Source organism: Ruminococcus sp. AF17-1AC (assembly GCF_003461385.1).
GTDB classification, from domain to species: Bacteria; Bacillota; Clostridia; order Oscillospirales; family Ruminococcaceae; genus Hominimerdicola; species Hominimerdicola aceti.
This window is the reverse complement of the sequence record NZ_QTWZ01000007.1, coordinates 1-20159: the sequence shown is the minus strand read 5'-3', so window position 1 is coordinate 20159 and position 20159 is coordinate 1. Positions and strand designations below refer to the sequence as shown.

The following is a 20159-nucleotide window of genomic DNA, read 5'->3' as shown; positions in this document are numbered from 1 at the left end:
GATCAACCGATGTAAAAATTGAGATTGGAGTGTTTGAAATGACAGACAAGAAACAGATACTTGATAACCTTATGGAACACGGCAAAACTACAGGCAAGCTCACTACAAAAGAGATAACTGACGCTCTTGAAAAGCTCGACTATGACGTTGAGCAAATGGACAGCTTCTATGATAGCTGTGCCGCAAATAACATTGAGATAATTGATGATATCATCACCGACGACAGCCTTGACATGGTAAACCCGGAAGACGATCTGGATCAGGACGGCGTTGATATTTCCCTTTCAACTGACGGGATCGCTATCGACGACCCGGTTAAGATCTACCTTAAGGAAATAGGCAGAGTGCCGCTTCTTACCTCCGAGGAGGAGATACAGCTAGCAGAAAAGATGTCTAGCGGCAATGAAAAGGACGCTAAAAAAGCAAGAAAAAGACTTGCAGAAGCAAACCTCAGACTTGTTGTTTCTATCGCAAAGAAATATGTGGGCAGAGGAATGAGCTTCCTTGACCTTATCCAGGAAGGCAACATGGGTCTTATCAAAGCCGTTGAAAAATTCGACTATACAAAGGGCTTCAAATTCTCCACATATGCCACATGGTGGATAAGACAGGCTATAACAAGAGCGATCGCCGATCAGGCAAGAACTATCAGAATACCTGTACACATGGTAGAAACTATCACAAAGGTAAAGAAAGTATCCTCACAGCTGCTCCACAAGAACGGTCATGATCCGTCACCTGAGGAAATAGCAAAAGAGCTTGATATGAGCGTTGAAAGAGTAAGAGAGATAATGCGTATCGCTCAGGATCCTGTTTCTCTTGAAACACCTATCGGTGAGGAGGAGGACTCACATCTTGGCGACTTTATCCCTGATGATGACGCTCCGGCTCCGGCAGAAGCCGCTTCACTTGTGCTTCTTAAAGAGCAGATAAATCAGGTGCTTTCCACTCTTACAGAGAGAGAAGAAAAGGTGCTCAGACTGCGTTTCGGTCTTGAGGACGGACGTTCAAGAACTCTTGAAGAAGTAGGTCAGCAGTTCAATGTTACCCGTGAGAGAATACGTCAGATAGAGGCAAAGGCTCTCAGAAAGCTCCGTCACCCTAACAGGAGCAACAAGGTAAGAGATTATCTTGACTAAGTTTCGGAGGAAATAAATGTTTATAACACTTGAGGCGGATTACGCAGTAAGAATAGTATCCGTTCTATGCCGCGAAAAAGACAAAATGGACGCAAAGACCATTTCCAATGACGCCTGCGTTACACTTCGATTTGCGCTGAAGATACTGAGAAAGCTTGTTGCGGCTGATATAGTGAAGTCATATAAAGGCACGCAGGGGGGCTATATCATAAATAAAGACCCTGCACAGCTTACCTTGAAAGACGTTCTTGAAGCCATAGAAGGTACATATTATTTTTCAAGATGTCTTTCCCCAGACTGCACCTGCAACAGAGGTGCAGACGGTATCTGCTGTTATCAGAAGGCTTTTAACGAGATATCTGAAATGGTAAGGAACAAGCTTGACACATATACCTTTGCGGAGCTTATCGCAAATTCTGAGGAATTTAACCGAGAGGATACTGCTAATGAAACGCAGCAAGAAATTCAAGCTTGACAAGGAAGCTATAAACAAAATAGACAACGAGTATGATGATCGTGACCTTTCAAACTACACAAATTACGAGGTCTACGAGGAAGAAAAGCCGCGTCACAGATTTCTGAAAAAGCTCGTAAAACGGCTGATAATACTGTGTGCAGTTGTGCTTGTGATAAACCTTGCGGTGCTTTTGTATACAGGCAGACTGTGGTTCAATGAGCCGAAAAAGCGTGACTATCCAATAAGAGGACCTGTTGTAACAGAGTCAATGGGCGAGATACGCTGGAAGAGTTTTGCTAAGCAGAATATCCAGACCGCCTATATAAGAGCCACCAAAGGCACTACCTTTGAGGACGGCGCTTTCCGTGACAACTGGAACGGCTCAAAGGACACTGATATATCAGTGGGAGCATATCATGTGCTTGAGCTTGATACTGACGGCACTAAGCAGGCAGAGCATTTCATAAATGCCGTGGGCGAGGATCTAAGCGGCAGGCTTATCCCTGCAGTGGAGGTAAGACTGAGAGGACTTTACAGACTTCTGCCCCCTGACTATTACGAAGCCGCAGATAACCTTGCAGACTTCTGCGACAGGATAGAAAAGCAATACGGCGTAAGACCTGTCATATACTGCACAGAACGGACGTACAAAAACATCGTTGCTTCAGACAGCAGATTTAACAAGGACAAGATATGGTATGAGAGCCTGTTTTCAAAGCCTGACGAGGATATGGATTGGACGTTTTGGACTTATACCAACCGTGTAAAATTCTCATTCTATGAAAGCGGCGAATATCTTCACATGACTGTGTTCAACGGCAGCGAAGATGATTTCAAAAAGCTTATAATATAAAAAAGCGTGTATGTTTTTTTGCATACACGCTTTTTTTCATACATAAAATTAAACAGGACAAACACTTTCATGTCCGTCCTGTCTGTTTCATAATATTACTACAAATATGTAATTACTTAGCTTCACCCTTGAGCTCTGCCATACAAGCTGCACAAATTGTCTTGCCCTTGTATTCAACGCACTCTTCACCGCTTCCGCAGAAGATACAAGTTCTCTGGAACTTCTTCAGAATAATCTTGTCATCATCTGTATAGATCTCGATAGCGTCCTTAACAGCAAGGTCATAGGTTCTTCTGAGCTCGATAGGAAGTACTATTCTTCCAAGCTCGTCAACTTTTCTTACAATTCCTGTAGATTTCATAAAATCAATCCCCTTTAAATTAATTTGAAACACAAAAATAGTATTTCATTTAACATAAATCTTATGATAAACATATTATAACAAACATAATTACATTTGTCAAGCGTTATCACCAAAATTTCACACTTATTGTCAAAGTTTTTTATATATTAACTTGATATGAATACTAATTGAAAGGAGTGTTAATTATATTAAGCGTAATAATTGTGATATTGTCCCTATCCGCCTTGTTATGCGGTTTTCTTAAAGGCGACATGACAGCAGTATCAGTGGCTTCTCTTGAAGGCTGTAACAAAGCGGTGGAGCTTGTCATATACTTGAGTGGCTCGATGTGTCTTTGGGGCGGACTTATGAAGATATGTGAAAAGGCTGGCATAACAGCGGTCATTGCCCGTATGCTATCCCCTGTCACAAGGCTACTATTCAGAGATGCCGCACACTGCCCCGAGGTCATGAATGCCGTGACAATGAACCTGACCGCAAACCTTTTAGGATTAGGCAATGCCGCCACACCCTCAGGCATAGCCGCCGTGAAAGCCATGCAGAAGCTTCCGCCTGCGGCACGAAAGAAGTGCATTTCTATGCTTGTGGTGCTTAACACAGCTTCCATTCAGCTTATTCCCTCCACCATTGCGGCAATGCGCCTTGAACACGGTGCAGTATCCCCCTTTGACGTAACGCCTGCTATCATTTTCTCCTCCCTTATCTCCGTGACCGCAGGCTGTCTTATGGTCTATGCCCTCAACCTCAGAAAGGACGAACGCCATGAATTTCGGTGACATTTTCGTGCCTGCGCTTATGGTTTTTATACTTTGCTATGGGCTTGTGAAAAAGGTGGATATAGTGAATGTGTTCTGCGAGGGTGCAACTGAAAACCTCAAAATCGCCGTGGGGCTGATACCAATGCTCATTCTGCTTATGACAGCAGTGGGAATGTTCACCTCGTCAGGTGCGGCTGATATTATAGCAAAACTGCTCCGACCTGTGACCACTTTTCTAGGCTTTCCAGAAGAGTGCATACCCCTTGCCATAGTCAGACCCATTTCAGGGAGCGGCGCACTCGCCTGCCTTGAAACCATTCTTTCAAGCGTTTCCCCTGACAGCTACAGTGGACGTGTGGCAAGCGTTTTAATGGGGTCAACGGAAACGACATTCTACACCATAGCAGTATATTTTTCAGCCATAAAACAAAAGGCTTATCCCTCGGTATTTGCGGCGGCGTGCCTTTCAGACCTTATGGGATTTGTGTTCTCTGCACTGGCTGTAAGGCTGTTTTTCTCATAAAACGCAGGAATAAATTTCACATATCGGTACATAATAGACCTATCACAAATATACGGAGGTCTTACCAATGAAAGATATGTTTTGTTTCCAGTGTCAGCAGACTGCACACAACACAGGCTGTGACGGAAAAGTAGGCGTATGCGGCAAAAAAGCCGACACAGCAGTTTATCAAGACGAGCTTATCGGTGCACTTATCGCCCTTGCAAACGCCGCAGAAAATGGCTCGTCAACTGAAAAAACAGATATGCTCATACTCAAAGGGCTTTTTACGACTATCACGAACGTGAACTTCAATAATGTCACCATAAAACAGCTCACAGAGGAGATACACATTGAGCGAAACCGCATCAACTCTCAGAAGTTTGATGACTACGACATGAAAAAACTGTGGAACGATCATGAGGATATCCGCTCGCTGAAATCACTTATCCTCTTCGGAATAAAGGGTATGGCGGCGTATGCTTATCACGCACAGGCACTTGGCAAAACTGACAGCGAGGTGACAAGCTTTTTCTACAAGGCTCTGCGTGCCATAGGCAGTGAGAACGACCCTGAAAAGCTGTTGGGGCTGGTGCTTGAAACAGGTAATGTGAACCTGAAATGTATGGCGCTTCTCGATGCCGCAAACACTGACGCATACGGAGACCCTGTCCCTACAGAAGTTCCACTGACCATTGAAAAAGGGCCTTTTATCGTCGTGAGCGGTCATGACCTGCACGATATGAAACTTCTCCTTGAGCAGACCAAAGATAAAGGAGTGAATATCTACACTCACAGTGAAATGCTCCCTGCCCATGGTTATCCAAAGCTCAAAGCCTATCCGCAACTAAAGGGCAATTTCGGCACAGGCTGGCAAAATCAGCAGTCGGAATTTCACAATATCCCTGCACCGATACTTTTCACAACAAACTGCATAATGCCTGTCCGTCAAAGCTACTGCGACAGAGTTTTCACCACCTCTATCGTGTCATATCCTGAGCTTGTGCACATTGGCGACGACAAGGATTTTACGCCTGTTATAGAAAAAGCCATTGAGTGCGGCGGCTATGATGAGGACAAAGAAATGACAGGCATGAACGGCGGTCACACAGTAACAACAGGCTTTGCACACAACGCAGTGCTGTCAAATGCCGAAAAGATAATAAGCCTTGTGAAAGAGGGCAGAATAAAGCACTTCTTCCTCATAGGCGGCTGTGACGGTGCGTCACCGAGCAGAAGTTACTATTCCGACCTTGCAAGGCTTACGCCGCCTGACAGCCTTATCCTCACTCTTGCCTGCGGAAAATACCGCATAAACGATATGGATCTTGGCACTATCGACGGCATACCAAGGATACTTGACTGCGGACAGTGCAATGACGCATACTCAGCCATAAAGATAGCCCTTGCACTCGCCGAGGCGTTCGACTGCGGAGTGAACGATCTGCCGCTGACACTTGTGCTTTCATGGTATGAGCAAAAGGCAGTGTGCATACTTCTCACCCTGCTTTCATTGGGCATAAAGAACATCTACCTCGGACCGACCCTCCCTGCATTCGTTTCAAAGGGCGTGCTTGACGTTTTGGTGGATAAGTTCCAGCTTACACCTATCAGCACACCAGAGGAAGATATAAAGAAAATACTCGGCTAAATTTTCGCAGGAGCGTGATTTTTACGTTCCTGCTGAGAGTGCTGAAAAAAAACAAGCAAGCGGGACGTCGAGGGCGCCGTCCCCTACAAATGACGTAGCTATTTTATGTAGGGGCAACCTTTGGTCGCTCGCTAACTATTGGGCTTTTCAACAAATTGGCAGGAGCGTGATAATACGTTCCTGCTTTTTTGTCGTAAAAAAATCTTCTTCATTTCTTGTATAGGAGAATAAAATATGATATAATCATATTAAAGAAAAAACAAAAAAATCGGAGGTACATAAAATGTCTGAAATAAAATGTCCCCACTGCGGAGAAGTATTCAAAGTTGATGAACAGGGCTATGCAGCTATCGTGGCACAGGTAAAAACTGCGGAGTTTGATAAAGAGCTTGACAAGCGTGTGGCTGATGAAAAAGACAAGGCTTTGAAACTTGCTAAGCTTGATTTTGACAGCAAGTATACAAAGGCTGTCAATGATAAGGATATGGAGATACAAAAGCTGAAAGCGGCTGCGGCTAACGGTGAGAGTGAAAAGACACTTGCAGTCACAAAGGCGCAGGAAAGCACAAGAGCCGAGTATGAAAAAACGCTTGAGCAGCTAAAGGAGCAGATAAGTCAAAACGAAAAGCTTATTGCACAGCTTACCGCTCAGACCAAATCTATGACCACAGAAAAAGAACTTGCCATATCAATGGCTGTGGAGAAAGCAAGATCGCAATTCAACAGTGAAAAGGATAAGCTCAGGCAGGAGATATCTCAGCGTGATATGCAGATACAGCAGCTCAATTCTGAGCATACTCTGCAAATGCAAAAGTCAGAAAATGAATATAAAGCGGAGATAACTCGTCTTGAAACAGATATCAAAAATAAGGATACTGAAAAGGCTTTGGAGCTTACCACTGCACTTTCAAAAGTGGAAAGTGAGAAAAATTCCACTATTGCAGAGCTTAATGCACAGATAAAAAGCAAGGACGAAGCTATCGCATACTACAAAGACCTAAAAAGCCGTCTGTCTACAAAAATGGTGGGCGAGAGTCTTGAACAGCACTGCATGAACGAGTTCAACAAGATAAGAGCTACCGCATTCAGAAACGCTTATTTTGACAAGGATAACGACGCAAGCTCAGGAAGCAAGGGCGACTTTATCTACCGTGAATGTGATGAAAACGGTGTGGAGATAATATCCATAATGTTTGAAATGAAAAACGAGCAGGACACCACCTCCACCAAGAAAAAGAACGAGCATTTCTTCAAAGAGCTTGACAAGGACAGACATCAGAAAAATTGCGAATACGCTGTACTTGTTTCACTTTTGGAAGGCGACAGCGAGCTTTATAACGCAGGCATCACAGATGTTTCATATGCTTATGATAAAATGTATGTAGTCAGACCTCAGTGCTTTATACCGATAATCACCATACTGAGAAATGCCGCCATGAATACCCTTTCCTATAAGGAAGAGCTTGAAAAGGTACGCAACGAGAATATCGACATCACAATGTTTGAGCAAAACATCAACACTTTCAAGGAGGGCTTTGCCCGAAACTATGAACTTGCAAGCAGACGTTTTGGGGAAGCTATCACAGAAATAGACAAGTCTATAGCACATCTCACAAAGATAAAAGAAAATCTTATTTCATCAGAAAACAATCTGCGCCTTGCTAACAAAAAGGCTGACGCTCTCACTATCAAGAGCCTTACCAAAAATAACCCTACCATGCAGAAAAAATTTGCCGAGCTTAAAGGAGAATAATTGCTGACATATGAAAGGAGTGGCAAAGCCATGAAAAAAGATATCAGAAAAGACATTTTCACAATTATCGCCGTGACTGTCGCCGCCTTTCTAATGGCGCTAAACACAAAGACCTTTGTAAACACAGGCGGTCTTTACCCAGGCGGAATGACAGGAATGTCCATACTCATACAGCGTGCAGTGAAACAGCTTGCAGGCATAATGCTTCCGTTCAGCATCATAAACATAACTCTGAACATAATCCCCGTGTATATCGGTTTCAGATTTATCGGCAAAAAGTTCACGGCTTTTTCCTGCGTGATGATACTGCTCAACAGCTTTTTCACCGACCTTATCCCCGACCACATAATCACTCAGGACGTGCTTCTCATAAGCATCTTCGGAGGAATGATAAACGGCGTTGCCATTAGCCTCTGCCTTAATCGTGGTGCAACATCAGGTGGAACGGACTTTATATCCATTTATCTTTCAGAGAAAAGCAATATGGACACCTTCAATGTTATACTTGGCTTCAATGCGGTCATATTGTGCGTTGCAGGCTTTATGTTCGGCTGGGACAAGGCACTGTATTCTATCATCTTTCAATATGCTTCAACAACCGTTTTGCATATGCTCTACAAAAAATTCCAGCAAAGCACCTTGCTTATCGTAACAAACAAGCCCAAAGAGATAGCAGACGCTATTTATGCAGTGAGCCAGCATGGCGCGACCATACTTGACGGCGAAGGGTCTTATGAACACTGCGAAAGACAGATCGTCTATTCAGTAGTATCAGCGGCACAGACCAAAAAGGTCATACACGCTGTAAAAGAAGCCGATCCGAAAGCCTTCATAAATGAAGTAAAAACACAAAAACTCTCAGGAAGATTTTATCTGCCAAAAGAGAGCTGATATAGAAGCGGACTGAAAAAGGTCCGCTTTTTATTAAAAAAAAATCTTGTTCAACCCTTGTACTTTGCGAAAAAATATGATATACTATTAATATATATAAAATCATCTGTATTTGTTTTGTTTTTTTCATTACATTTACAGAAATTATCGAAAGGGTGTGAACTATGCTTGACAGTATCGCTTATGTTATAAACGCTATTTGGGGCGTTTTTACATCAATAGGTCTTAATGACATTGTCGATATTGCTATCCTCTCCTTTCTGATATTCCACGGCATAAAGCTTATTCGCGAAACAAGGGCGCAGCAGCTCACAAAAGGTATCCTTATACTTATAGGTTGCTACCTGCTTGCAGTATTCTTTAATTTGCAAACTATCAGATTTTTGCTGAAGATCTGCTTCCAGTGGGGCTTCCTTGCTCTTATCATAATGTTTCAGCCTGAACTCAGACGTGTTCTTGAAAAGGTTGGACGAACAAGTCTGGGTGGCTTTAATTTCTTTAGCTCAAGTGACTCTGACGACAACACCGAACATTGGAAAAAAGCTATTGACGCTATATGTGATTCTGCCGCAAGTCTTTCTTCCACCAAAACAGGAGCGCTTATAATCTGTGAGAGAAAGACAAAGCTTGGGGAACAGATAGCTACAGGAACGATACTCAACTGCATACCGTCAACAGCAATATTCGGAAACATATTCTTCCCGAATACACCGCTCCATGATGGTGCTGTAATAATCAGAGACGGAATAATACTTGCGGCAGGCTGTTTCTTGCCAAGACCGCAGAAAGACGAACTTATAAACAAACAACTCGGTTCAAGACACCGTGCAGCTATCGGAATGAGCGAAAACTCTGACGCAATAGTCGTCGTGGTATCTGAGGAAACAGGCAACATCTCAGTTGCCGAAAACGGAGAGCTTACCAGAGGATATTCAAAGGACTCTCTGAAAAGACTTCTGGACAATCGTCTTTTGCCTGAAAAGGACGCTAATTCCATTAGAGAAAATTCTTTTGCAGGAAGGGTGATTTCAAAATGGAAAAAGTAAAAAAGGCTAAAAAAGAAAATCGCCATGGTGCAGACTTTGGTCTGAGAATACTTTCCATAATCATTGCTGTAATAATATGGTTCGCCCTTTCTATCACTCAGTATCCTACAATAAACAAGACTATAACAAACGTTCCTGTTGTGTTCTCACTTGACGGAACGCAGGCAAAAGAAAAAGGACTTTCCGCACTCAACTATAAGGATATCTCCGTAGACGTTGAGATAAAGGGCATGAACTATGAGATAGGCAGCTATACTGCCGCAGATCTTGTGGCAACTGTCAATCTTGATGACGTAACAAAAGAGGGTACCTACGACCTTGACATTGATGTCAAGTCATCACATTCCACCGACAAGGTAACTGTAGTTTCTGTCAACCCTGACACTGTTTCTGTGGAGTTTGACAGACTTACCACAAAGACTATCCCACTCACCGCAGAAGCCCCGCTCATAAGCGCTGAGGAGGGCTATATCCTTAAAGAAACTACCACATCACCAAGCGAGATAACAGTTGAAGGTCCGAAAAATGACCTTGACAACATAAGCAAAGCGGTGGCACAGATCTCAAAATCAAAGAAAATATCCGAGGACACGACTATCAACACACAGGATATCGTATTCTATGACGATGACGACAACGTTGTTGATCCATCTAAAATAGAAGTCAAGGATACAAAGTCTGTTGACGTGAATTTTGTTATCTACAAGAAAAAGACAGCAAAGCTAAAGGTAGATATCTCTAATTGTACGGATAATTTTGATGTCAGCTCACTGCCACTGAAGCTTTCCGAGGAAGAGATATCTGTGGTATCGCCAAATCTTGACGACTCAGATACAGAAACGCTCACTATCGGCTCCATAAAACTTTCAGAGATAAACCTTGCAAAAGTGTTCAGCTTCAAGATCCCTCTCAACTCAGGTGAGATCAATATGAATGGCGATGAAAACGTTCGTGTATCCTTTGACTCAGAGGGATACACCTCGAAGGAGTTCACCATAACATCAGACCATATCATCGCAACGGGCAAGCCGTCAGGCAAGTCCACTGAGATAGAAACAAAAAAGCTCACAAACGTCAAGGTCTACGGTCCTGAAGATGTGATAAACAATCTTAAAGACAGCGACTTATACGCTGAGGTCAATCTCAGCGACATAATTGACTCTGGTTCTTATGCTCGAGAGGCTATAATCTATTCACCGACCTACAACAACGTTTGGGGTTTCGGCAAAAACGAGATACAGATAGTTGTTTCAGACTAATAGAATTTTATCGGGACGATATATTCGTCCCGATTTTTCGGTAAAAACGCAGGAGGATATATGCCAATAATAGTAAATCAAATAAGCTCCCCCCTTAACGCAACAGAGCAGGAAGTTATCTCCACCGCTCTGAAAAAGCTAGGCAGTGCCTCAAAGCACGCCATAGACTGCGAGATACACAAAAGCTCTCTTGATGCACGAAAGCGCAACGACATTCACTTTGTCCACTCAGTTTTCGTGACACTTGACAGTGCCGACCTTGAAAAGAATCTTTGTGAGAAGAATACTTCCCTGACCTATGTTGAGCGCAGTGTTTACAAGCCTGTCATATCCACAGAAAAAGCAGAGGGCAAAGTTGTCATTGCAGGTTTTGGACCAGCAGGAATGTTCGCAGGGCTTGCCCTTGCCGAGCAGGGATATAGACCGATTATTTTAGAGCGTGGCAGCTCAATGGATAAACGTACTGCATCGGTACAGAAATTCTGGCTCACAGGCGAGCTTGACACCAATTGCAACGTGCAATTCGGTGAAGGTGGTGCAGGCACATTTTCTGACGGCAAGCTCACCACACGAATAAAAGACCCTCTTTGCAGATATGTTCTTGAACGCTTCGTGGATTTCGGTGCGCCGAAAGAGATCCTCACAAAAGCTAAACCGCATATCGGCACTGACAATCTGCGAAATATCGTCACGGCTATCCGAAAAAGGATAATAGAGCTTGGGGGCGAGGTAAGATTTGACACTGCCCTCACTGATCTGGCTATCGCTAACGGCAAAGTGCAGACTATATCAGCAGGTGAAAAGGACGAAAAAGTGTCTGCCGTTATACTTGCTATTGGTCATTCCGCAAGGGATACTTTTGAGCTTTTGCAGTGCAAAAACATCTTCCTAGAGCCTAAGCCGTTCTCTGTTGGCGCAAGAATAGAACATAAGCAGGCGGCTGTTGACGAAAGCTTATACGGTGACCATGCAGGCAATCCACTGCTTCCAAAGGGTGAATATCAGCTTTCATGGCGTGATAAAAACGGCAGAGGTGTTTACACTTTTTGTATGTGTCCGGGCGGTACAGTTGTACCGTCAGCTTCCGAAAGCGGAGGCACTGTCACAAATGGCATGAGCGAGTTTGCCCGTGACGGTGAAAACGCAAACGCCGCAGTTGTCGTGGCCGTTACCCCTGACGACTTTGGTCACTGCCCGCTTGACGGAGTGGCTTTCGCACGGTCTATAGAGCAAAAAACTTATACTCTCACAGGCTCATATAAAGGCGCAGGCACGACAGTTGGCGGATTTCTTGATGGCAAGCCTGAAATAGCAGGCACAGTTTCACCCACCTACGCACTTGGCTGTAAGGCGACAGAGCTTCGTGATGTATTCCCTAAATTCGTGACTGATATGCTGGAGGGTGGCTTGCAGAATTTCTCACGAAAAATGAAATGCTTCGGCGATAAAGGTGCAATGCTCACCGCGCCTGAAACCCGTACCAGCTCCCCTGTTCGCATTACACGAAACGCAGATATGGTATCTCTCTCAGTGGAAAATCTCTATCCCTGCGGCGAGGGTGCAGGCTATGCAGGAGGCATAATGTCCGCCGCCGTTGACGGTCTTAAAGCCGCAATGCAGATAATGTCAAGACAAGCTCCTTACGATAAATAACAAAGACAAAGGTTGTATACTGTACACTTTTTTGTACAGTATACAACCTTTTTACTTTGTAGGGGACGGCGCCCCCGACGTCCCGTTTGCATTATTTGTCACCCAATAAACCAAAAAGGGACGGCAAAACCGTCCCTTAAATTATGTCTGAAATTAAAGCTCAACAGGCTCGAATCTGATACGGATATCAGGAAGCTTCTTGATCTCTGTGTAGCTGTTCATAAGTCCGTCCTCAATAGAAAGATCGTTCTCACCGCTTGCAGGAGGAGCAAAAAGTCTGAGAGTCAGATCAGCCTCACCCTCCAGCGGCTTCTCAAAGAAAGCTGCCATAAGGTCGATCGTCTTTGCCTCAGGTGACTTGTAGAACCACTTGCCGTTTATCTCCATCATGATGTTTGAATCATCATCAAATGTAACCTCGCAGAAGTGTGGATTCTTTTCAAAGTGGAGAGGGATCTCCAGACCCTCAGCGTCCTCAGAACCGCCCCAACGAAGCGTGCATGGCAGTGTAACCTCGTCGCCTCTTGTCATTGCAGGCTTGAAGAAATCATCGTGGATAATCTCCTTGTATGTCTTCATAACAGGCTGCTCGATACCACAGTCAGCATAGTTAGGGTCCTGAATTTCAAGACCAAGGCGACCTCTGTCTCTGAACTGATAGAAAGTAAATCCTGAGAACCAATTCTCACCGTCAGCCTTGAGCATATCGCAGAATTCCTTTACCATTGCTGCCTGATCGTATGGACCTGTAACATCACCGTCAGCGTTGAACTCGCTCATTACCATTGGCTTTGTAACGCCGCCGTTTATCTCCTTGAATCTCTCAAAAGAACGCTTTGTCATATTGTATATGTCCTTGACCTTGCTTCTGCTGTGGCTTGTGCCGCCTCTTTCAGCAACGTCATAAGGCCAACCCCAGTGAAGAGCCATGTACTTGTCAACAGACCAGATGTCTGTCTCCTTGACAGCCTGTGAAAACTCTGCTTCCTTTTCTATCTCTTTCTTGTTAAGATCTTCAATGCCACCGATACAAAGAATAGTAGAAACGTTTGGTGCATGCTCTTTAAGTATCTTATTGAAACGGCAGTAGAAATCAGCAACTTCCTGATAAGTGCATCTCTTGTTGAATGAGAACCAGTTGCCTGTAGCTTCATGGTTTATTCTAAGAAGAAGTCTGCCGAAAGGTCTAAGGTCATTTGCGATAGCGATAAGCTGTTCGTCTGAAACGTGTGGGTCAACTGTGAGTGTGAGTGTAACGTCCTGTCCATGACGTCTTACATCTCTCATGAAGGTAAAAGGCTCGCCCTCTGTGTTGCCCTCAAGACCGCCCTTGTATGTGAAATAATCGTCATATGGATAATCCCATGCAAAAGAAATATCTTCGTCTTTCATTACCTCAGAAATTCTTCCGGGGAACTCCTTATCCAACGGATAGTAGCAGTACATAAGGCTTATGCTTCTGTGTGGTCTGCCCATTTTGTTAAGAATGTAATCCTGATTTACATACTCTCCACGCTCAGAGCCGTCGCCCAAATCAACAGCACATTTTGCCTTACCCATATGCAATGAATAGATCTTGTATTCGCTCATAAAATTTCCTCCTATTTTAAAGACAGGACTTTCCTGCCTATTCTGTTACTAAAAAATTCGTTAATATCGTCCAACACCCTTGCAAGCTCAACCCTCGGCTCAACGCACATAAAAGCTAAGCACTGCCGGAATTTTTTCACACATTGACTTGGTTTTAAGTTTACCACAATAGGCTCATAAAGTCAAGAACTGTGGCTCGGCTAACGTTATTAATGTAATTTACAATATAAGCCGTCATGCCTAATATAATAAATTCATGTTTCATATTCTTATATTAAGTATAAAATCTTCTGATTTTAAGCCTTGGCTCATACAAAAACAATGTTAAAATCTTTATGTTCTAAAGAGTAGTATAGCAGAGCTTAATACAAATTTATAGTGAAATAAACAAATAAACAATGAATTTTCAGTGAATATAAAAAGCGAACAGGCATCCACCCGTTCGCTTTAATTGATATGATTAATTTACATCTCCGAGCTTGTGTCTGCACTGTCGACCGCACTCTCAGAAACCTCAGAACTATCCGCACTGCCTGCAAAAGCATTGCTATTTTTATTCTCTCCGTAGGTAGACATATACACCTTTGTGAATTGTATGTCCTCCCTAGGCTTCAGCGTCTCAGAATCAGCCACATCAGCACCGCATATCTCGTCATAAATATCCAAGCCATCATATACCTGACCGAAAACAGTATACTGCTGAGAGAAATTCAGCACACCGCCATATTTCTCAAAAGCATCGGTGATATCCTCAGGGATATTGTTGCTGTCTGCAAGCTTGCTGTCAAGCTCCGCCTGCTCCTCCTTGGTAAGGTCATAGTTATCAACAAAAAGAAGATAGCTGTTTGAAACCTTCTTCTTGCTGAACAAGTGACCTTGCTCCTGCGTGTATGCACAAAGCGCACCTTTTAAAGGCCACAGGTTTTTTGAATACTCCGCCTCGATAGTGGTAGTGTCAGTGTCAGAAGTTGTCTGACCGTCAGCCTGCTTTGTTCCGCCTATAAAATACACACCGTCCTGCACCATGCTCACATAAGTGCCGTCATAATAGCCCTTTTCAACAAGTCCAGTGAAAAACTTGCAATAGTTCGGTGCTTCATCAGGGAAAAGCACAGCCTTGAAAGTTCCCTTGTTTGTTTCAAAAACCACCACAGGGCTGTCATCGGCAGGTTCGTCCATCTGTATCACCTTTGCGTCAGTATAGTCTATATCGTTCTTGCTGCTGCCGGTGCAGGCGTAAAAGAGAACAAAGATTATAACAAAGCAAATTGCTATAAGTGAAAACTGAAAATACGTCTGAAACTGTTTTCTGCGGTATGGACCCAGATCCTGTTTATTTTTGCTCATTTAACGCTCCTTTACTTTTTCTTTATCTTTGTGCCCTGTCTTGTTTCCTCAACGATATAGCCAAGCTCGCCTATCTTATCTCTCAGCTCGTCAGCCTTAGCAAAGTCCTTTGCCTTTCTTGCAGCCTTACGCTCCTCAACAAGCACCTTGACCTCCTCAGGGATATCCTCTTCACCGTCAGCACTGAGCTTCTTTGCAGCTTCTATCAGACCAAGTGAAAGCACCTTGTCAAAATCCTCGATAAGGGCAAGCTTTGTTTCATTGTTAGTGTCAGCTTTAAGAACGTCATACAGAACAGTGATAGCATTTGAAGTGTTTATATCGTCATCAAGTGCCGCCTTGAAGCTACCCTTGAACTTCTCAAAATCCTCAAGCTCCACCACCTCGTCAGGCTTCTTGTCAGCCATAAGCTGTGCTATCCTTGCAGTGAGCTTGTTGTATGCTGTCTTTGCATTGTCAAGGTTCTCATATGTGAAAACAAGTGACTTTCTGTAGTGTGACTGCAAGCAGAAAAATCTGTATACCAGTGGGTCATAGCCCTTTGACTCCAGCAGTGAAACAGTAAGGAACTCGCCCTTTGACTTTGACATCTTTCCGCTGTTTGTGTTAAGGTGCAGGATATGGAACCAGTAGTTGCACCACTTGTGACCAAGATAAGCCTCAGACTGTGCTATCTCGTTTGTGTGGTGTGGGAAAGCGTTGTCGATACCACCGCAGTGAATGTCAAGTCTTTCGCCAAGATGTTTCATTGAAATGCAAGAGCACTCGATATGCCAGCCAGGATAGCCCACACCCCAAGGGGAATCCCACTTAAGCTCCTGATCATCGAACTTAGACTTTGTGAACCACAGTACAAAGTCAGCCTTGTTGCGCTTGTTTGTGTCCTCCTCAACGCCATCACGAACGCCGACCTCAAGATCTTCCTCATTAAAGTTGTGGAAAACATAATACTCCTTCAGCTTTGAAGTATCAAAATAAATGTTTCCACCTGCCTCATAAGCATAGCCCTTGTCCATAAGAGCAGATATCACCTTGATAAAATCACCAATACAGCCCGTTGCAGGTTCAACAACGTCAGGCCTTTTGATATTTAGCTTCTTGCAGTCCTCAAAGAAAGCGTCAGTGTAGAATTTTGCGATCTCCATAACAGTCTTATGCTCACGCTTTGCGCCCTTGAGCATTTTATCATCGCCTGTATCGCCGTCAGAAGTAAGATGACCAACGTCAGTGATGTTCATTACTCTCTTTACGTCATAACCGTCATAGCGGAGATACTTTTCCAAAACGTCCTCCATTATATAGCTTCTCAGATTGCCGATATGGGCATAGTGATAAACTGTAGGACCGCAGGTATACATTGACACCTTGCCCGGCTCGTTTGGTACAAATTTTTCTATCTTGTGAGTAAGCGTGTTATAAATGTTCATTTATCTTTACCTCTTTCCTTATATTTTACTGTTCTTTCTTTCCGATCTTTTCAAGCTCAGCCACTCTCTTTTCCAGCTTAGCTATCTGTATTCTTGTCTGGCAAAGCTCCTGAGCCACAGGATCAGGGATATGCACCTGATCGAGGTCGCAGGTGCGTTTGCCGTTCTGCTTGACTATCCTTGCAGGCACGCCCACAGCCGTTGAGTTTGCAGGCACAGGCTCAAGAACTACCGCATTTGCGGCTATCTTTGCATTGTCCCCCACAGTAAATGGTCCAAGCACCTTTGCACCGCAGCCTACCATAACATTGTTTCCAAGGGTCGGGTGTCTTTTACCGTGGTCTTTACCTGTTCCGCCAAGGGTACAGCCCTGATACAGCAGGCAGTAATCGCCTATCTCAGCGGTCTCACCTATAACAACACCCGAGCCGTGGTCGATAAGCAGACCCTTGCCTATCTTAGCACCTGGGTGTATCTCGATACCTGTCAACATTCTTGCAAACTGCGAAATACATCTTGCGATGACCTTGTGCTTGTGAACATAGAACCAGTGCGACACCCTATAAAAAGCCACAGCGTGAAGCCCCGAATATGTGAGGATCTCCAGCGTGCTAGTTGCCGCAGGATCTCTGTCCTTTATAGTCTGAATATCATGCTTTATGTTTTCCAAAATCGTCATATCTATCTCTCCCTTTCTAAGAAAAAACCTCCGGAATGGCGTTTCACCACTCCGGAGGCAGATTATGATCTACGGTCCCACTCCGATTTCCTGTACAAAATTTTGTACAGCTCAATATCTTTAACGCAGACCCTACGAAGAGGAATACTAAGCTTTCGCCGTTGTTCGCTCCCTGCTGTCAGCCGCACTTCACTGAAAGTCCTTGAAGCCTTGCACCAAACGGCTCCTCTCTGAAAATTACCTCACAGCTACTCTTGCTGATACGCATTTATATATTAAGTTATCATATGCCGCAACACGTCGGCAGGCCACATTATTTGCCCGAATCTATATACTTCCAGTATCCCTTGAGATAAACTGCGCCAGAAATGACTGTCAGCACAACAGCTATCCAAATGAGTATCTCGTTTACAAGGAATATCGGTGTTCCCCAAGTGAAATCAGGGCTTCCTTTTTCCGCAGGATTAACGATCTGCAAAACCATTATAGCAATAAGTGCCACCATTGTGAAAGCCGTTTTCAGCTTACCCCATATTCCTGCAGCGACCACAACGCCCTCGCTTGCCACAACAAGTCTAAGACCCGTTACCATAAACTCTCTTGCAAGTATCAGTACCACCGCAACAGGGTCTATCCAACGTTCAAATGTGAAGCAGATAAGCGCCGTCATAACAAGAAGCTTGTCTGCAAGCGGGTCAAGAAACTTTCCGAAAGTTGTAACAAGATTGTGCTTTCTTGCTATCTTGCCGTCAAACCAGTCTGTAATTGAAGCCGCAGCGAACACGATAAGCGCAAACACCATGTGATGCGGTATCTTGAAAAGCAGCACGAACAGCAGAAAAAACGGTATCAATATTACTCTAAGCACTGTAAGTTTATTTGGCAGGTTCATATCAAGTTCCTTTCATCTACATTTTTGAGCCGATAAGGTCATAATCCATAGTATCGTCAATTTTTACCTTGACATACTCGCCGACCCTAACTTTATCCTCGCTCAGGAAGAATATCTTTCCGTCTATCTCAGGTGCGTCCGCCTGACTTCTGCCGTAGTAACACTCGGCATATCTGTCAAAGCCCTCGCAAACCACCTCGACTTCGCTGTCGAGAGCAGCCTCGTTAAGGCTGTCGGAAATAATCATCTGTTCTTCCATTATTATCTCCGCTCTGCGCTCTCTGTCCTTTAAAGGCACCTGATCTTCAAACTTCTCCGCAGGCGTACCCTCCTCAGGCGAGTAAGCAAAACAGCCGAGCCTTTCAAAGCGAATTTCCTTTACAAACTCGCAAAGCTCCTCGAACTGTTCCTTAGTTTCCCCTGGGAAGCCTGTGATAAGAGTAGTCCTCAGCGTAACGTTCGGTATCTTTTCTCTTATCTTCTTTATAAGCGCCGTAAGGGTCTCTCTGTCCCCATGGCGGTTCATTCTTTTAAGTATGGTCTTGTCGCAGTGCTGTATAGGCATATCAAGATACTTTACAAGCTTGTCCTCTTTAGCGATAACGTCCAGCAATTCATCCGTTATCCTCTCTGGATAGCAATAAAGCGTTCTTATCCACTTGAAGCCGTCTATCTCACAAAGAGCCGTGAGCAATTCAGGGAGCATAGACTTGCCGTATATATCCTCGCCATAGCGTGTTGTATCCTGCGCCACAACTACAAGCTCCGTCACGCCGTTCTCAGCCAGCCATCTGGCTTCCTTGACGATATCCTCCATGCGTCTGCTTCTGTATTTTCCTCTTATAGACGGGATAGCGCAGTAAGTGCAGTTGTTGCTGCAACCCTCGGCTATCTTTATATACGCATAGAAAGGCTCAGTAGAAATAATTCTTCCGCCCTCCATTGAAAGCTCAGTTTTTGCGCCATAAGAACAGACCGCCTGCTTATCCAGCAGTATCTCTCTTATAATATCGCAAATTTTTCCGTTAGAGCCTATTCCCACAACAGCGTCAAGCTCAGGGATCTCCTTTTTCATTTCGTCACGGTATCTTTCAGCAAGACAGCCCGTAGCTATTACCGCCTTTATCCTGCCCTCCTGCTTGAGAGTACAGAACTCAAGTATAGTGTCTATAGCCTCCTGTTTAGCCGACTCGATAAATCCACAGGTATTTATAATGACCACATCAGAAAGGGCTGCGTCAGAAACTATCTGAAAACCCTCTTTGCGCAGATCATAGAGCATATGCTCAGCGTCCACCTGATTTTTAGGACATCCGAGAGAAACCATTCCCACTCTAGTTGCCATGAAAAAATCTCCAATCCTACACCGCCAACGGACGGCATAAAGTATCACAATAATCTATCTTATTATCTCACTTTTACACAGTTTTGTCAAGCCCTTTTAGTCACTATTGTATGACAAAAATCAAAATATTTATGAAATTTCCACAAAGTCCGCAGCCTACAGTCAACCCGTCCTGATTTAGTAAAAATATGTTGAAGTCAGGCAGAATATGTGATATAATATGCTTGTCGGTCTTCTCCGTCAGGGAGGAGGTGGAAACTGTGATATACATAATCGATCTCGTGCTTTCTGTCGTGGGTAGTGTGGTTGGTAACCTAATTACCAAGTGGTTTGGCAGAAAGAAATAGTACCGACAAGCCCGAAGAGAAACCCCCGAAAGCTGCAACTTTCGGGGGTTTCATTTGTGTGTCACTGTGAACACAATCAATCTCGTGGTTACCTATATTATACACCACGCAATTTATTTTGTCAAGCACTTTTGCGCCGTCAGTTTTTCTTCTCTGTAGTGCTACAATAGATATTGGACAAAATTAAGAAAAAAGAAAAGAGAGAT

Annotated in this window: 18 protein-coding genes; 11 read left to right on the top strand and 7 right to left on the bottom strand. The window is 44.0% G+C overall.

Features of this window, described 5'->3' with window-relative positions; translation table 11 throughout:
* Nucleotides 1–38 precede the first annotated feature (38 nt).
* The 3 genes from rpoD to DWW81_RS06470 are packed head-to-tail and all read left to right on the top strand — an operon-like array spanning nucleotide 39 to nucleotide 2449.
* A complete protein-coding gene (gene rpoD, locus DWW81_RS06480; protein ID WP_022288278.1) occupies nucleotides 39–1139 on the top strand; it encodes an RNA polymerase sigma factor RpoD in 1101 nt (366 codons plus the stop codon).
* 16 nt (nucleotides 1140–1155) lie between these two features.
* Nucleotides 1156–1614 (top strand): Rrf2 family transcriptional regulator, encoded by a 459-nt coding sequence (locus tag DWW81_RS06475; protein ID WP_022288277.1) that lies wholly within the window; start codon nucleotides 1156–1158, stop codon nucleotides 1612–1614.
* Entirely contained in the window at nucleotides 1586–2449 is an 864-nt protein-coding gene (locus DWW81_RS06470) for a GH25 family lysozyme (protein WP_117897067.1), read from the top strand. The genes DWW81_RS06475 and DWW81_RS06470 overlap by 29 nt, the downstream gene beginning before the upstream one ends.
* Nucleotides 2450–2561: 112 nt before the next feature.
* Here DWW81_RS06470 and DWW81_RS06465 read toward each other — a convergent pair whose 3' ends face one another.
* On the bottom strand, nucleotides 2562–2810 hold the full coding sequence (locus DWW81_RS06465) for an AbrB/MazE/SpoVT family DNA-binding domain-containing protein (protein ID WP_022288275.1): 249 nt from the start codon (nucleotides 2808–2810) through the stop codon (nucleotides 2562–2564).
* 227 nt (nucleotides 2811–3037) lie between these two features.
* On the opposite strand from DWW81_RS06465, the gene DWW81_RS06460 reads away from it, so the two are divergent.
* From DWW81_RS06460 to DWW81_RS06425, 8 genes are all read left to right on the top strand, one after another.
* Nucleotides 3038–3589, top strand: a complete 552-nt coding sequence (locus DWW81_RS06460; protein WP_207661176.1) for a nucleoside recognition domain-containing protein — start codon at nucleotides 3038–3040, stop codon at nucleotides 3587–3589.
* The gene (locus DWW81_RS06455) at nucleotides 3576–4094 is read left to right on the top strand and encodes a nucleoside recognition domain-containing protein (protein ID WP_041337233.1); all 519 of its coding nucleotides are present in this window, start codon (nucleotides 3576–3578) and stop codon (nucleotides 4092–4094) included. Before DWW81_RS06460 ends, DWW81_RS06455 begins: the two co-directional genes overlap by 14 nt.
* A gap of 67 nt (nucleotides 4095–4161) precedes the next feature.
* Nucleotides 4162–5724 carry a hydroxylamine reductase gene (gene hcp, locus DWW81_RS06450; RefSeq protein ID WP_117897069.1) on the top strand — a complete coding sequence of 521 codons (1563 nt, stop codon included), beginning with the start codon at nucleotides 4162–4164 and terminating at the stop codon, nucleotides 5722–5724.
* 283 nt (nucleotides 5725–6007) lie between these two features.
* Nucleotides 6008–7477, top strand: a complete 1470-nt coding sequence (locus DWW81_RS06445; RefSeq protein WP_117897070.1) for a DUF2130 domain-containing protein — start codon at nucleotides 6008–6010, stop codon at nucleotides 7475–7477.
* A 30-nt stretch (nucleotides 7478–7507) separates the two neighbouring features.
* On the top strand, nucleotides 7508–8368 hold the full coding sequence (locus DWW81_RS06440; RefSeq protein ID WP_117897071.1) for a YitT family protein: 861 nt from the start codon (nucleotides 7508–7510) through the stop codon (nucleotides 8366–8368).
* A 164-nt stretch (nucleotides 8369–8532) separates the two neighbouring features.
* The gene (gene cdaA / locus DWW81_RS06435; RefSeq protein WP_117876473.1) at nucleotides 8533–9414 is read left to right on the top strand and encodes a diadenylate cyclase CdaA; all 882 of its coding nucleotides are present in this window, start codon (nucleotides 8533–8535) and stop codon (nucleotides 9412–9414) included.
* Nucleotides 9402–10673: a CdaR family protein gene (locus DWW81_RS06430; RefSeq protein ID WP_046440777.1), complete on the top strand. Its 1272-nt coding sequence runs from the start codon at nucleotides 9402–9404 to the stop codon at nucleotides 10671–10673. The genes cdaA and DWW81_RS06430 overlap by 13 nt, the downstream gene beginning before the upstream one ends.
* A gap of 60 nt (nucleotides 10674–10733) precedes the next feature.
* Nucleotides 10734–12326: an FAD-dependent protein gene (locus DWW81_RS06425; protein ID WP_117897072.1), complete on the top strand. Its 1593-nt coding sequence runs from the start codon at nucleotides 10734–10736 to the stop codon at nucleotides 12324–12326.
* 153 nt (nucleotides 12327–12479) lie between these two features.
* Here the strand turns inward: DWW81_RS06425 and DWW81_RS06420 are convergent, their stop codons facing one another.
* From DWW81_RS06420 to rimO, 6 genes are all read right to left on the bottom strand, one after another.
* Nucleotides 12480–13916 (bottom strand): hypothetical protein, encoded by a 1437-nt coding sequence (locus DWW81_RS06420; RefSeq protein ID WP_117897073.1) that lies wholly within the window; start codon nucleotides 13914–13916, stop codon nucleotides 12480–12482.
* Nucleotides 13917–14381: 465 nt separating this feature from the next.
* A complete protein-coding gene (locus tag DWW81_RS06415; RefSeq protein WP_117897074.1) occupies nucleotides 14382–15263 on the bottom strand; it encodes a peptidylprolyl isomerase in 882 nt (293 codons plus the stop codon).
* An 11-nt stretch (nucleotides 15264–15274) separates the two neighbouring features.
* The gene (gene cysS / locus DWW81_RS06410; RefSeq protein WP_117897075.1) at nucleotides 15275–16690 is read right to left on the bottom strand and encodes a cysteine--tRNA ligase; all 1416 of its coding nucleotides are present in this window, start codon (nucleotides 16688–16690) and stop codon (nucleotides 15275–15277) included.
* 25 nt (nucleotides 16691–16715) lie between these two features.
* Complete coding sequence (gene cysE, locus DWW81_RS06405) at nucleotides 16716–17432, bottom strand: serine O-acetyltransferase (protein ID WP_325206966.1); 717 nt, start codon at nucleotides 17430–17432, stop codon at nucleotides 16716–16718.
* Between the two features lie 250 nt (nucleotides 17433–17682).
* Nucleotides 17683–18261, bottom strand: a complete 579-nt coding sequence (pgsA, locus tag DWW81_RS06400) for a CDP-diacylglycerol--glycerol-3-phosphate 3-phosphatidyltransferase (protein WP_117863260.1) — start codon at nucleotides 18259–18261, stop codon at nucleotides 17683–17685.
* A 16-nt stretch (nucleotides 18262–18277) separates the two neighbouring features.
* Complete coding sequence (gene rimO, locus DWW81_RS06395; RefSeq protein ID WP_117897076.1) at nucleotides 18278–19606, bottom strand: 30S ribosomal protein S12 methylthiotransferase RimO; 1329 nt, start codon at nucleotides 19604–19606, stop codon at nucleotides 18278–18280.
* Nucleotides 19607–20159 lie beyond the last annotated feature (553 nt).

Bases quoted from the DNA above. Each gene is read 5' to 3' on its own strand.
- rpoD (WP_022288278.1), top strand. From the start codon at position 39: ATGACAGACAAGAAACAGATACTTGATAACCTTATGGAACACGGCAAA.
- DWW81_RS06475 (WP_022288277.1), top strand. From the start codon at position 1,156: ATGTTTATAACACTTGAGGCGGATTACGCAGTAAGAATAGTATCCGTT.
- DWW81_RS06470 (WP_117897067.1), top strand. From the start codon at position 1,586: ATGAAACGCAGCAAGAAATTCAAGCTTGACAAGGAAGCTATAAACAAA.
- DWW81_RS06465 (WP_022288275.1), bottom strand. From the start codon at position 2,810: ATGAAATCTACAGGAATTGTAAGAAAAGTTGACGAGCTTGGAAGAATA.
- DWW81_RS06455 (WP_041337233.1), top strand. From the start codon at position 3,576: ATGAATTTCGGTGACATTTTCGTGCCTGCGCTTATGGTTTTTATACTT.
- hcp (WP_117897069.1), top strand. From the start codon at position 4,162: ATGAAAGATATGTTTTGTTTCCAGTGTCAGCAGACTGCACACAACACA.
- DWW81_RS06445 (WP_117897070.1), top strand. From the start codon at position 6,008: ATGTCTGAAATAAAATGTCCCCACTGCGGAGAAGTATTCAAAGTTGAT.
- DWW81_RS06440 (WP_117897071.1), top strand. From the start codon at position 7,508: ATGAAAAAAGATATCAGAAAAGACATTTTCACAATTATCGCCGTGACT.
- cdaA (WP_117876473.1), top strand. From the start codon at position 8,533: ATGCTTGACAGTATCGCTTATGTTATAAACGCTATTTGGGGCGTTTTT.
- DWW81_RS06430 (WP_046440777.1), top strand. From the start codon at position 9,402: ATGGAAAAAGTAAAAAAGGCTAAAAAAGAAAATCGCCATGGTGCAGAC.
- DWW81_RS06425 (WP_117897072.1), top strand. From the start codon at position 10,734: ATGCCAATAATAGTAAATCAAATAAGCTCCCCCCTTAACGCAACAGAG.
- DWW81_RS06420 (WP_117897073.1), bottom strand. From the start codon at position 13,916: ATGAGCGAATACAAGATCTATTCATTGCATATGGGTAAGGCAAAATGT.
- DWW81_RS06415 (WP_117897074.1), bottom strand. From the start codon at position 15,263: ATGAGCAAAAATAAACAGGATCTGGGTCCATACCGCAGAAAACAGTTT.
- cysS (WP_117897075.1), bottom strand. From the start codon at position 16,690: ATGAACATTTATAACACGCTTACTCACAAGATAGAAAAATTTGTACCA.
- pgsA (WP_117863260.1), bottom strand. From the start codon at position 18,261: ATGAACCTGCCAAATAAACTTACAGTGCTTAGAGTAATATTGATACCG.
- rimO (WP_117897076.1), bottom strand. From the start codon at position 19,606: ATGGCAACTAGAGTGGGAATGGTTTCTCTCGGATGTCCTAAAAATCAG.